The sequence below is a fragment of the Paenibacillus sp. 598K genome, assembly GCF_003851045.1.
GTDB lineage: Bacteria > Bacillota > Bacilli > Paenibacillales > Paenibacillaceae > Paenibacillus_D.
This window is the reverse complement of sequence record NZ_BFBX01000052.1, coordinates 1-12757: the sequence shown is the minus strand read 5'-3', so window position 1 is coordinate 12757 and position 12757 is coordinate 1. Positions and strand designations below refer to the sequence as shown.

The following is a 12757-nucleotide window of genomic DNA, read 5'->3' as shown; positions in this document are numbered from 1 at the left end:
CTGCCTGTGACGCTGCGGTAGCGGACTCCGCTCTGCTGGAGCGACCCTGCTGCCGATCGTCGATCTATTCCGCTTGCTCCGGCGGGTTCAGCTTCGCCTTCATGGCGCGCAGCTGCTCCTCTACCTCGATCTGTTTGCCGGCATCGAGCGTGCTGACGCCGCGGCTTTGTCCGCTGTAGTAGCTGCCCGGCACGCGCATGACTTCCGCCTCGGCCTCCATCTGGACGATCTTCTCCTCCATCCGGCCGAAGCCGCGGGCGGCGTTGCCGCTCTCGATGGCATGGGAGCCGCCGAGCTGCGCCATTTGCTTTTTGGCCTTGGCCATCTGCGCCCGAGCGACCAGTTCGTTGCGCTTGTTGCGCAGCTGGTAGAACTCATCCTTCATATCGTGCAGCTGGTTCATCAACTCGTCGGCCTGACCTTTGGCTTGCGTATGCAGGTCGCTGTACTCGTTGGCCTTCTGATCATAGTATACCTTCTCTTCGAGCAGCTTGCGAGCCAGCTCTTCATGTCCGGAGCGCAGCGCCTGCTCGGCCTTGCTCTCGCGGTCGATCACCTGACGGGCCGCCTCCTCGAAGCGCTGCTTCATGCGGCGCTCGTTGGCCATCTGCTTGGCGACAGTCACCTCGGCCTGCCGAATCTCGGCTTCCATGTCCCGCAGATACTGGTTCAGCATAACGACTGGATCTTCTATTTTATCGAGCATTTCATGAAAAGAAGCTTTTGTCATATCTCTCATCCGTTTGAAAATTCCCATTTTAACGCTCTCCCTTCTCATACTTGGATAGTTTGGCTCTGAGCTCTTCGAGCTCCTTGCGCAGCGCCTTGTTCTCGATGTCGTCCATCATCTCGTCGAGCGGGGACGACGACTTCTGTTCGCGGCCAGGGTCCTGGGGCGCCTGATGTCTCGTCTGCGACTGCCAGTCTGTCGGTCCGGGACGTCCGTAGGCGCTGCCAGGTGTCGGACCTGGGCGTCCGTAGGGATCGCTGTGCGTCGGTCCCGGGCGTCCATAAGGATCGCCGTGCGGACCGGGGTTGCCAGGTGTCGGACCTGGATTATAGTAGCCTTGGCCGCCTGGGCCATAGGGATTGTAGTGTCGTTGGTCGAATCCGCCGCCGTAGCCGGTATAGATCGGCGGCTCCTTCGGAACGACCATTCCAGCCAGGATATAGACGAGGATCAACGCGCCGCTGGAGAAAATGACCGCCACAATGAACAATACCCGCAGAAGCGTAGCGTCGATGTTCAGCATTTCGGCAACTCCTCCACACAGGCCTAAAAACTTCTTGTCCCTTGTGGACCGGTACAATTTCTTCATGACGTCATCAACCTTCCTTTTCGAGTTTCCGTTTCAATTGCTGCAGCTCTTGTTCGATCGTGGATTGCAAGGATTGCATCGAGGCGCTGGCCTCGTTGATGAACTGTTGGCCGGCCCGGCGCAGGTCGCGCAGGCTGCCTGCCTCAAGCTCCATATCGCTGATCCGGTCATCCAGCCGGCGGAACATGCCGCTCGGCGAGCTTCCGGGAACTTGATTATTATATCGCGCATTCAGTCGTTGCTGCAATCGCAGCGACTCCATGCGAGCGGCGTAATATTCGCGTTTGTCGTAGACCGCCTGGTATTCGCTGCGCAGCTCCTGCAGTTGGTCCTCCAACTCGTCGACGTTTTGCTTGCTTTGCTCATAGAGCGTTTTGTACTGCGTAGCCCGCTCGTCATGGAGAGCTTTTTCCTGGAGCGCCATGCGAGCCACTTGCTCCTCGCCGGCCTTCAGCGCCGTCATCGCTTGCTGCTCGCGCTTGTCTTTTTGTTGCTCGGCCTGCAGCCACTGGTTACGCAGATGATTGGTGTGGCCAGCGTATTGTTGATACAGGCGCTCGGCCTGGATGATCTCTTCTCTCGTCGACCAGAGGAACTGATCGATCAGTCTGACGGGATCCTCTGCTTTTTCCAGTCGCTCGTTTAATGTCGCGACCGTGATATCTCGCATTCGTTTGATTAGACTCATGGTTTGCCCTCCGCTTCTTTCTTAGTATAGAGCCGTTAGCTTAGTACACCCGACGGTTGTTGCCTCTGAACATCGATACGCCGAGGACGACCAGACCGATCGCACCCAGGAAGAGGAAGAGGCCCGACAGCTTGCCCAGCAGCATGATCAGTCCGATGGCGAACATCGCGCCGCCGATCAGCTTGCTGTCGTTTTTGATCCCGATATAACCGAGTCCCATCAGGATGAACGGGAACAGGAAGCCGATGATCGGTCCCAGCGATACGCCAATAATCTTAAGTACGATCCAACCGCCCATCAACACCAACAATGCACCTAACGCCGTTTTTCCATTCATGAGGATCAGCACCACCTTTTCATTAATTTCGATCCGCAGTTGCGAGAGCGGGTTGCTTGCGCCTTGCCGCCGTTCGGTTCCGCTTCTATGTCTTTATTGTAGGATGAATGGGGATTTTTCAAAACGGACCTGCGGCGGTTTTTGCACCTGGACTCAGGTCGGGGCCGGGGCCGTCCCCAGGTCTCGCTTCCTGTTGCAGCGGCGATTAGCGACGCAGCAGCCGACGATATTCGCGCGGCGTAAAGCCGGTGTAGCTCTTGAACATCGAGGCAAAATTATGCTCGTCGATACCGACGGCGCGCGCGATCCCGCCCACCGACAGCTCGCCCTCCAGCAGCTGGCGGGCCCGGTCGAGCTTGCGCCGGTTGATGTACTGGATCGGCGAGCTGCCGAAGGCTGCGTGGAAGGCGCGGATAAAGTAATTGGGATGATAGTGGACGAGCTGCGCCAGCTCGTCCACCGTCATCCGTTGATCGAGGCGCTCCTCGATGTAGCGGGCGACCTGCGTCAGCTTGCCCGAGCCGGTGGCAGCGCTCTGCGGCTCGGGCTCCGGCGTCTCGCGGACGACAAGAGCGAGCAACTGCAGCATCGCCGCGCGCGCGCCGAGCACCCCGTCGGGCGTCTGCCGGGCATGCTGCTCGATCAGCGTCTGGAACAGCCGCTGCGCCTCTTCCGGCTCCGCCAGCGCGAGGCATACCGGGAAGCGGTACAGCTCGAACAAGTCGCGGTTGCCGATACGCGCCGTGAAGTGGCACCAATATTTATAGAAGGGATTGTCGTTGATCGTCGCATAGGACTGCCGGACATGGCAAGGCATGAGGACGAGCTGACCCGGCTGCGGGTGATAGACGACGCCATCGACCTCGATGCGCCCTTCGCCCTCCAGGATGAGATATAGTCGGTTAAAGCTGTGGACATAGTCGAGCCGACGCCAATGTTCGTCCACCTGCTGCAGATCGGCCATGATGACATCGGCTTGCAGATGGCGCAGCACGCTGGCCAGCGATTGGATGCTCGGGGAAGCGGCAGTCATTGCGAATCAGCAACCTTTGTTCATTTTTCGTTTTACCTTAATATTCATAAGATTAACGTTAGGATTCACTAAAAAGAGGTTAACAAAGGCCATCGTATGTGTCAACGAAGCGTTTTATGATGAAGACATACATGAGCGAGGAGGAATAATAATGGAAGAAAAACCGATGCGCATCCAGCGGTTTAACGATGAGCGCGACCGTTTTTTTGAGCTGAGATTCGGAATGTTCGTGCACTGGGGGCTGTATGCCGTCCCGGGCTGGCATGAGCAGCTGTTATGGCGCGGCGATACGACGCGGGAGCGATACGAGGCGTTGATGCACGAGTTTAACCCCGTGCGGTTCGACCCGGAGGCATGGCTCGATCTCGCCGAGGCGGCCGGGATGCAATATGTATGCTTTACCACAAAACACCATGACGGCTTCTGCATGTGGAATACGAAGCAGACGGATTATAATATTATGCATACGCCATACGGCAAGGATATCGTGGGGCAGCTGGCCGAGGCTTGCCACAGGAGGGGCTTCCCGATCAGCTTCTATTACTCCTGCCCGGACTGGCATCATCCGAACTATCCGAACCAGGGACGGCATCATGAGTTGTTCGCGTCGCGCGCGACCGACGAGCCAGATCTGGACCGCTACTACGCATTCGTCAAAGCGCAAATCGGCGAGCTGCTGACCGGGTATGGACCGATCTATCAGCTATTCTGGGATGTCAATGTTGCGGAGTACTATAATGAAGAGCTGAATGCCTACGCCCGCTCGCTGCAGCCTGGACTGCTCATTAACAATCGCGGCCCCGACGCCGGAGACTACAGCACGCCCGAGCGCGAGCTGCCCGGAGGCGCCGCCTTCACCACGCCGACCGAGGCGTGCCAGTCGCTCGGACGCGAGAGCTGGGGCTACCGCACGGACGAGGACTACTATAGCCGCAAGTTCCTCATGCAGAGCATCGATCAGATCCTGGCCATGGGCGGCAACTACCTGCTCAATGTCGGCCCCCGGGCCGATGGCACGATCGATGAAGCGAATGTCGAGACGCTGCGCCGGATCGGCGACTGGTACGGCAAGGTGCGCGAAGCGTTCGACGGCGCTTATCCCGCAACCTATCTGAAGGCCGACGACCGCGATCGGGTGCTGCTGACGCGCAAGGGCAATGCTGTCTACGTACACGCGCCTCATGACCTGCAGACAACAAGCGTCACGTTGAAGCCGCTGGACCGTCTGCCCGCGCGGGCAGTACTGCTCAATGACGGCCGCGAGCTGCCGGTGCGGGTCGAGTTGCTGCCGTGGTACTGGCAAGAGAAGCCGTACTTGCAGGTGCAGCAGATCCCGGTGGACGATTATCCCGGCGAGGTATTGGTCATCCGTCTGGAGTTCGATGCTTAAGGGTCGATCAAGGAGAAGGGACGGACGCGCCCCTCTCCTCCTCTACATACTCTTCCAGACAGAGACCCAGCCGCGTGATCTCCTCTGCTGCTGGCTGACCTACATACCGGAAGTGCCACGGCTCGAACCTCGTCCCCGTCAGCTCCGTCTTGTCGCGCGGATAGCGGAGGATAAAGCCAAACCGGTCGCAATTGACCGCTAACCACGCATACACCTCGCGGTTGTCCGAACGGGTCTTGTCGGCGTTGATGTCGACTGCGATCCCAAGCTGATGCTCGCTATGATCCGGCAAAGCCACCCAAGCCTCGGCCAGCCGACGGGCCTCCTCGGGATCATGTCCCTCCTCGCGGTAAGCCGCGATCTTCTCCGCCATGATCTGCGTCTGTTCCTCTCTCGACCGATAGCCCGAGCGAATAATCGTGTATAATCCGGCTTCTTCGGCTGCGCGCAGCATCTGTTGCAGCGCCGGCGCGATTCGCGCGTCGACCGATTGGCCGCCAGCGAGCCGCACCAGCTCCATCTTGTAGTCGGCAGGGATCGGATGCCAGCGATTGACGAGCCGCAGACGCCAATCCATGTCTGCTCTTCCCGGCGTGATGAACGTCTTCCCTTTATTCTTTGTCCGCTTGCGTGTCGGAAGCGACGGGAATACGAGCTGCTTGATGCTGCGATAGGCCACGCTTGTATTTTTCTTCATCCTCCCTGCCACCTTTCTGTTTTCGCCTGTCCGGCTTGTTACATTCATCATACCTAAGTTCCAGGCTTAAGATTTTTGTTTTGACTTAGCAAAACCTTAAGAAAGGTTAATACTTTTCCTAAGAAGCTAAGCGTTACAATTTGCCAAGCCTTTTTTGCCGTGGCTTAAATCTTCGGGAGGCGGTAGGATCGTCTATAGGGTGAAGAAGAGGTGAATGAGGTGCAAACCGACGATGAACTGGCTGCGCTGCTGCAGCGCGGCGACAAGCAAGCGCTGGATACGCTGATCCGCCGACATTACCAGTTGGTGTTCGCTTATCTGTATCGATGCACAGGCGATTATCATACCGCCTGCGATCTCGCGCAGGAAACCTTCGTCAAGCTGGTGCGGGCCGCCGGGACGCAGGTCAAGGCCGAGAGCCTGAAGCCATGGCTGCTGCGGATCGCGCTCAATACATGCCGGGACTACTACCGCAGCCGCGCCTACAAGACGCAGCGCAACAGCACGGACTACCGGGAGGAGTTGCTCGGGTCGCAGCAAGCGGAGATCGTGCCGCTCGGGCAGCGGCAGGAGGAACGCGAGGAGCTGGAGGAGTGGCTGGAGACGCTGCCCGACTATCAGCGGGAGACGATGATACTGCGCTATTATCATGACTTAAGGATCAAGGAGATCGCCGAGGTGACGGCTGTCGGCGAATCGACGGTCAAGTCGCGGCTCAAGCAAGGGCTGGACAAGCTGCGCAGACAATGGAAGAGGGGACAATCCGATGAATCGAAAAGCAATAAACGATGATCTGGGGGATGTATCCGAGGCCGAGCTCGACCGGCTGGAGCGACTACTGGACAACTGGCAGACGCCGCAAGCCTCCCCGGACGAGATCGAGCGGACCATCGCAGCGGCGAGCCTGGAGCTGCGTCTGCGCGCAACGCCCGCAGAGAGCTGGGCGCAACGAATGCTGCGCCTGCTCCGACTCGTTGCCGGGGAGCTGCCTTTTATGAGCAGGTCGTTCTGGGTCGCCAGTCTGCTGCTGTATGTGGTCGGCCTTTTGTCGCTAATGCAGCTGCAGCAGACGCCGCAGCTCGCGCTGTTCGCGCTCGCGCCGGTGCCGATGCTGCTCGGGCTAGGCGAGGCGCTGCGCAGCCGCGATGCCGGCATGCTGGAGCTGGAGATGTCGTGCCGCTACAACGGCGCGAGCGTCATGCTCGCCAAGCTGAGCATCGCAGGCGTCTACACCGTAGCGCTCAATAGTGCCGCCTCATTATGGTTGTCCGGCACAGGTACAGGTATCCGGCTCGGCGAGCTGACGCTGGTCTGGCTGACGCCCTTCACCTTGGCGACGGCGGTCGCACTGGCTGTCATCATGCGGATGCGCGGCAGCCAGGCTGTCCTGCTGACGCTGGCGGTGTGGGCGATGTGCTGTCTGCTGCTGCTGTTATCCCCCGAGCTGGGTCGCTGGATCAACCGGCTGACCGGCGACCTGGGCATGGTGATGGCGGCGCTCGGCGGGTGCGCGGCCTTGTGGCAAGGCTGGCGAGTGACACAGAGGTTATCGACAGAGAGAGGAGCGGATTGGCTTGAGACTGACGATTGAGCAAGTGAGTCGCCGCTACAAGCGGCGGCTGGCGTTAGAGGGGATCGATTGTGAGCTGACGCCGGGCATCTACGGCCTGATCGGCCCCAACGGCGCGGGCAAGACGACGCTGATGCGTATCCTCGCCGACGTGCTGCGACCGAGCAGCGGACAGGTCGCCGTCAATGGCACGCCGTCTACGACGCTGGGCGAACGCTATAGAGATTTGCTTGGTTACTTGCCGCAGGAGCTTGGCTTCTACAGCTACTTTACGGGAGATCGCTTCATGCAGTATATGGCCTATCTGAAGGGAATGTCGGGCGCGCAAGCGGAGGAACGAATCACTGCGCTGCTGCGTCTCGTCCATCTGGAGGACCAGCGCAGCCGCAAGATCGGTCACTACTCTGGCGGCATGAAGCGGCGGCTCGGGATCGCCCAGGCGCTGCTCAACGATCCGCAGCTGCTCATCCTCGACGAGCCGACGGCTGGTCTCGACCCCAAGGAGCGCATCCGGCTGCGCAACCTGCTCTCCGACATCTCCGGCGAGCGGATCGTACTGCTATCGACGCATATCATCACGGATATCGAGTACATCGCCAAGGAGGTGCTGCTGCTCAAGGAAGGCCGCCTGACGCGTCAGGATACGCCGGAGCGCATCCTGAGCGAGCTGGTAGGCAAGGTGTGGGAGGTGGAAGCGCCAGCCGAGCGACTGGGCGAGCTGGAGCGGGCGCATCTGGTAGGCAATGTCCAGCGGCGAGGCAGCGATGTCCGAGCGCGTGTCATCGCCGAGGGGCAGCCTGCGGGCAACGCCGTGCCTGTGGAGCCGCGCCTGGAGGATATCTATCTGTACTATTTCGGCGATCTGCCAGAGGAGGCGGGTTCATGATCGGTCTGATTCGGATCGAGCTGTTCAAGCTTTATGCCCAGCGGGTCGTCTACCTTGCCGCTGCCGTGTTCGCGCTCTTATATATCTTCCAATTTTACAGCAGTCTGCCCTCCGCAGCCGAGCGTGCCGAGGAGCGTACGGCCTTCGCCACCTATGGCGGTCCGCTGACAGAGGCCAAGCTGCAGTGGGCGCGAGATTTCGATGATGCTTACGAAGAGGCGCGCGCCACAGGGCGAACGGAAGAGCTGCATCGAGATCTGCGTTACCGCGCCGAGCTGAAGGTAGCTACAGAAATTCTGAATACGCATAGACATCAAGAGCAGACCGCCGCTTCGCCCGCGCCGCAGTCTCCGTCGCTGCAGCCCGTCATCGTCAATCAGGAGGCTTGGCATCGGATCGTCCTCTACATCCAGGAGGTCGGCTACCTGTTCGCAGGGGCGCTCGTCATCCTCGGGCTGGCGGGCAGCTTCAGCGGCGAAGCGGCCAGCGGCGCCGATCAGCTGCTCTACAGTAGTCGTCATGGCCGCGGGCGAGCGACCTGGGCCAAGCTGGCGGCTGGCGCGATCTACTGCATCTCGGCGCTCGCCGCGCTGATGCTGCTGCCGCTGGTGCTTTATGGCCTTCATTACGGGTTGCACGGATGGGAGGTGCGTTTCGCCGACTATACGCGGATGGCGAGCGGCACAAGCTTCGGAGGAAGCGTATTGGCGTACTACAGCCTGCAGATGCTGCTCTCGGCGCTGGGCTGTATCGCGCTCGGCTGGCTGACGATGCTGCTCTCCGCCTGGAGCCGCCATCTCCTCATACCAGCGCTGCTGGCGGGGATGATCTTCCTGTTGCCGTTCATGTTGATCATGAGCGGGATGGGAGACACGCCGCTTGTCGTATTCCTGCTGGTATTGTTCCAGCACATCGGGTTGATCCAGGCGATATATATCGATGATCATAGCTATATCTTCGGTTCGTCGTTCAACTATAGCGCCATGATGCTCGGCTATCTCGCGCTGAGCTTGCTGTTGCCTGCCGCAGCCGTGCTGCAGACGATCCGGCGCAAGCAGGTGACCTAGCGATGCAGGGGATGCTGGTCTTGCTGCGCATGGAGCTATACAAGCTGGTCTGCCATCGCTGGCTGCCTGTCGCCTGCCTCGGTATTGCAGCAGCAGCCATCGCCCAGGCGACGGTGTTGGATTACGGGCCGCCCGTATCGGCCTGGGAGGACATCGCTCGCTTCCCTTACGCCTCCGGCGCCGTATACGAGGTGTTGCTGTTGTTGCTCGTGTTGCCAACCATATATAATGGCGAACGAAGATGGAGCATGCTGCCGCTGCTGCACAGCACCCGATGGGGCCGTAGTCGGGCGCTCACAGCCAAGATGCTGGCGGCGGGACTGTATACGACGGGCGTCGTGCTTGGCTGCTGGCTGCTCGGGCTGGCCGTACATCTGAGCGCTGCCGGGGTAGCCGGATGGGCGCTGCCGATCCAGACGCTCCCCGACTATGCCGACGCGCCATGGTCGCTGTCGATCTGGCAGTATACGCTCATCCAGCTCGCGACCAACTGGCTCGGCTGCATGGCATATATGCTGCTGATCGTCTGGCTGTCCGCACGCTGCCGCTCGCCGCTGACGGTCATGTTTGCCGGTGGCATGGTATTTGCAGTGTCCGTCCTGATCCATAATCATTCGGACTTCTCTCTCCCGTGGGCGCTGAAAAGCCTGACGATGATCGAGGTGCTGCGCGTCGAGAATGTGTTCAGCCGCCCTCGCTTCGTCCATATCGGCGATCTGACGCTAACGCTGCCTCCGGCGTGGTTCCTCCTGCATACGCTGCTGCTCGCAGTCGGCTGCGCGATCCTCGCCTACCGTACAGCAGCGCGAAGGGAAGTGGCGTGAAGGGAGTGGCGCAGGTCTGCGGATGTACGCCTATCTCAGTCTGCGGACCGTTCCTATGGACGCTTAACTTTTGTATCCTTTACTTACCAATTCACGGTAGGAAAGGATGTTATACGATGCAAAGTCATCAAAAACCCAAACTCGATCTATGGCTGGTCATTCTCATCTATTATATAGCCACCTCCATCGGAGCGCTGCTTTTGGGCAGTATACAGCCCGCGCTTGGCCTTCCCACCGTCGTGCTGCAATTGACGCAATTCGCTCCCGCCTTAGGCGTGCTGACGATCTTGCTGCTACGCTCCCGCGTGAGCATGCCCGCCCTTACGTTTGATCTTCGCCTCCGCCCTTTTCAACCGTGGCTGCTGATCGTAGCGATTGCGCTAGGCGCGAGCATTTTCCTGGCCTCCTGGCTCTGGTACTCGATGACCGGTCACCCGGTGGCCTATACGCTGCCCTCCTCCCTGCCGTACCCGTTCTGGCTTATCGCGATGGCTCAGTTCATCGGGGCGGCAGGCGAGGAGGTCGGGTGGCGGTGCTTCCTGCAGCCGACGCTTCAGCGTCGGCTCGGCGTGTTGCCTGCCTCCATCCTTGTAGGCATCCTGTGGGGCGTCTGGCATATCGGCGTATTTGCCGAAGGACTCGCGTATGCATTGCTTTTCATCCTGTTAGCCGTCTCCCTCTCAGTCATACTCGGCGAGCTGCTGCGGGAGGCCAAAGGCGGGAGATTGCTCCTGTCCGCCTTGTTCCACGCGCTGATCAATCTCGGTCTGCTCGTCTGGTTCAATGAAGAGGACGGCAGTCTGCTGGCGATAGGCTCCTTGGCGATCTCAGGCGCGATCGTCGCGATAATCGCGGTGCTGCTGGGAAGCGTATCGCGGAGCGGACCGCATGACGGTCACAGGTCCCGCCGGGCCCAAGCGACATAATCCCGGGTCGGCTGACCCGAATCTAGTATATTGTTCCCTAATTAACGCTCTCAATCTCACGCTTTAACCCAAACAAAGGCCGGATAGGAATAAATGGTCGAGTAGGCGGGGCCTCTTCCTTTCGTGGAATTGTGCCCCTACCCCTCACAGATCCGTACGTGCGCAATTAACGCATACGGCTCTTCACAACGATCATTCACAAGTTAGTCGTAGATATTGACGTGAATCCGCGGTCTGGGAAATTCACAGCGTTTGAGAAGGGCGTAAAATTCTTCTTTCGTATAGCTGTTGCGTTGGCTTCTCCGGTTTAACCACTTCCACATCGACTTCTGGGTGATGTACGTGTACGCCTTGATGCGCTCGTAGTTGTCCGTCACGCCATAGTATTGGTAATGGCCCACCAGTTTTGCTTGGGCAATCGCAAGGGTTTTCGCCAATTTCTGGTGTCTGGCTTGTTTCATCCACGCGTCGAACGCCTTAATCTTCTGCCTGAATTTCTTCCGGCTCGTTTTGCGTTTCACCCGAAAGTTTCCCGTTCGACTCTTCCCACAGTAGTGGGTAAACCCTAGAAAGTCGAACGTTTCGGGCTTTCCCAATCCAGCCTTCTTCCTCGCTTCTGCCGCATAGCGCCCAAATCGAATGATCTTGGTTTTCTCCTCGGCTACGTTAAGGTTGAATTTCTCCAGCCGCTTTCTCAGCGCGTAGTAGAACCTTTCCGCATCCTCCTGGTATTGGAACATGCATACAAAGTCATCGGCGAATCGCACCATTTCTGCCCGGCCCTTCAGCTGTTTCTTAACCGCCTCTTCGAACCAGAGATCTAGCACGTAGTGCAGATACACATTCGCAAGCAGCGGAGAAACGGCCGAACCTTGAGGCGTTCCCTCTTCGGTCGGTTCAAACTTCCCGTCCTCCTGAATCCCTGCGATGAGCATCCGCTTCACTAGCCGATGGATATTCGGGTCTCCGATCCGTTTGGCCAGAAACTTCATCAGCCAGTCATGGTCCACATGGTTGAAGAATCCTTTAATATCCGCATCCACCACGTAGGCCATGCGCTCTTTTTCCACAATCTGCGTGACACGCTTCAGGGCGTGGTGCATATTGCGCTTTGGACGAAATCCGTAGGAATGTTCCAAGAAATCCTGCTCGTAGATCGCTTCAAGCAGTTGCTTGAGTGCCATTTGCACCAGCTTGTCTTCATAGGTAGGAATCCCCAGCGGTCGGGTGCTTTTCTCGTCCTTTGGAATGTACGTCCTTCTCGCTGGCAACGGGCGATAACTTCGTTTCTTCAACCTGTCCACGAGTTGTTTCAGGTTGGCCTCCAACTCTTGTTCATACATCGCTTTCGTTACGCCATCTACCCCTGTCGCCTTTCCCGGTACCATCCGTTGATGACAAGCGTGCAACCTTTCTTCGTTGATCAAGTGTCCGATGGATGTAAATTTCAAGTCCCGGTCGGTTCGCGCCATCCTTGCTATTCTTTCTAATTTGGTTTCCATTTGGCTTCTGCCTCCGTTGTGCAGGAAATGTTTCCTTAGAAAAGATTGATCCTTGTGCCGCTCGCCTTCCCTCCACCCACATTACATGCGCTTCCTCGGTACTATGCGGCGGTCCGACTCCCTGACTACCTTTTGGCTTTCTTGCGTGTCATCGCTTGGCCGCCATACTCCCGCAGTCGTTCCTAACGAGTACTTGACTTGCGGAAGAGCGTCAGGGCCTCCCAAGTTGCCAAGTGATTATTGGTTCGCATGCCTGGCTCTTCGACCCCGGGGATGCTTCTCTGAACTCGCCTTGTATCGCTCAGAGTCGTGTTGTCTTCCAGTTTTTCGACACTGTCGACCGCTCCCGTTTCATGTATTTCGAGGCTCCATCACATTCAGGCCTACTCCCTATCTGTCTACGCTTAAACGAACCTGTTACCATGTTCGCTCCAAGACTCGTTATTGGTGGTGTGGCTAGCACCTTTCCAAGCAGGGTTCCCACCTGCTACCTCACTCGACCTATGCTTGGTCGCTCC

At 58.5% G+C, this 12757-nt stretch carries 14 protein-coding genes; 7 read left to right on the top strand and 7 right to left on the bottom strand.

Features of this window, described 5'->3' with window-relative positions:
• Positions 1 to 64 precede the first annotated feature (64 nt).
• The 5 genes from PA598K_RS16285 to PA598K_RS16265 form a co-directional block, all read right to left on the bottom strand.
• The gene (locus tag PA598K_RS16285; protein WP_128657986.1) at positions 65 to 757 is read right to left on the bottom strand and encodes a PspA/IM30 family protein; all 693 of its coding nucleotides are present in this window, start codon (positions 755 to 757) and stop codon (positions 65 to 67) included.
• 1 nt (position 758) lies between these two features.
• On the bottom strand, positions 759 to 1319 hold the full coding sequence (locus PA598K_RS16280; protein ID WP_128657985.1) for a PspC domain-containing protein: 561 nt from the start codon (positions 1317 to 1319) through the stop codon (positions 759 to 761).
• Between the two features lie 7 nt (positions 1320 to 1326).
• Positions 1327 to 2007 (bottom strand): PspA/IM30 family protein, encoded by a 681-nt coding sequence (locus PA598K_RS16275; protein ID WP_128657984.1) that lies wholly within the window; start codon positions 2005 to 2007, stop codon positions 1327 to 1329.
• A 40-nt stretch (positions 2008 to 2047) separates the two neighbouring features.
• Positions 2048 to 2344, bottom strand: a complete 297-nt coding sequence (locus PA598K_RS16270; protein ID WP_128657983.1) for a LiaF transmembrane domain-containing protein — start codon at positions 2342 to 2344, stop codon at positions 2048 to 2050.
• A 205-nt stretch (positions 2345 to 2549) separates the two neighbouring features.
• Positions 2550 to 3377, bottom strand: a complete 828-nt coding sequence (locus tag PA598K_RS16265) for an AraC family transcriptional regulator (RefSeq protein ID WP_128657982.1) — start codon at positions 3375 to 3377, stop codon at positions 2550 to 2552.
• 151 nt (positions 3378 to 3528) lie between these two features.
• Here PA598K_RS16265 and PA598K_RS16260 point away from each other — a divergent pair, with 151 nt between their 5' ends.
• Positions 3529 to 4767 (top strand): alpha-L-fucosidase, encoded by a 1239-nt coding sequence (locus tag PA598K_RS16260; protein ID WP_260405443.1) that lies wholly within the window; start codon positions 3529 to 3531, stop codon positions 4765 to 4767.
• A 7-nt stretch (positions 4768 to 4774) separates the two neighbouring features.
• Here PA598K_RS16260 and PA598K_RS16255 read toward each other — a convergent pair whose 3' ends face one another.
• Complete coding sequence (locus PA598K_RS16255) at positions 4775 to 5464, bottom strand: M15 family metallopeptidase (protein WP_260405442.1); 690 nt, start codon at positions 5462 to 5464, stop codon at positions 4775 to 4777.
• A 210-nt stretch (positions 5465 to 5674) separates the two neighbouring features.
• Here PA598K_RS16255 and PA598K_RS16250 point away from each other — a divergent pair, with 210 nt between their 5' ends.
• The 6 genes from PA598K_RS16250 (at position 5675) to PA598K_RS16225 (ending at position 10737) form a co-directional block, all read left to right on the top strand.
• On the top strand, positions 5675 to 6256 hold the full coding sequence (locus PA598K_RS16250; RefSeq protein ID WP_128657981.1) for an RNA polymerase sigma factor: 582 nt from the start codon (positions 5675 to 5677) through the stop codon (positions 6254 to 6256).
• Positions 6231 to 7055 (top strand): hypothetical protein, encoded by an 825-nt coding sequence (locus PA598K_RS16245; RefSeq protein ID WP_128657980.1) that lies wholly within the window; start codon positions 6231 to 6233, stop codon positions 7053 to 7055. Before PA598K_RS16250 ends, PA598K_RS16245 begins: the two co-directional genes overlap by 26 nt.
• Positions 7039 to 7920 carry an ABC transporter ATP-binding protein gene (locus PA598K_RS16240; RefSeq protein ID WP_128657979.1) on the top strand — a complete coding sequence of 294 codons (882 nt, stop codon included), beginning with the start codon at positions 7039 to 7041 and terminating at the stop codon, positions 7918 to 7920. Before PA598K_RS16245 ends, PA598K_RS16240 begins: the two co-directional genes overlap by 17 nt.
• Positions 7917 to 8987, top strand: coding sequence for a hypothetical protein (locus PA598K_RS16235; RefSeq protein ID WP_128657978.1), 1071 nt, complete (start codon positions 7917 to 7919; stop codon positions 8985 to 8987). Before PA598K_RS16240 ends, PA598K_RS16235 begins: the two co-directional genes overlap by 4 nt.
• Positions 8988 to 8989: 2 nt before the next feature.
• Complete coding sequence (locus PA598K_RS16230) at positions 8990 to 9811, top strand: hypothetical protein (RefSeq protein WP_128657977.1); 822 nt, start codon at positions 8990 to 8992, stop codon at positions 9809 to 9811.
• A 116-nt stretch (positions 9812 to 9927) separates the two neighbouring features.
• Positions 9928 to 10737, top strand: a complete 810-nt coding sequence (locus tag PA598K_RS16225) for a CPBP family intramembrane glutamic endopeptidase (RefSeq protein WP_128657976.1) — start codon at positions 9928 to 9930, stop codon at positions 10735 to 10737.
• A gap of 203 nt (positions 10738 to 10940) precedes the next feature.
• Here the strand turns inward: PA598K_RS16225 and ltrA are convergent, their stop codons facing one another.
• Entirely contained in the window at positions 10941 to 12239 is a 1299-nt protein-coding gene (ltrA, locus tag PA598K_RS16220; protein WP_128657975.1) for a group II intron reverse transcriptase/maturase, read from the bottom strand.
• Positions 12240 to 12757 lie beyond the last annotated feature (518 nt).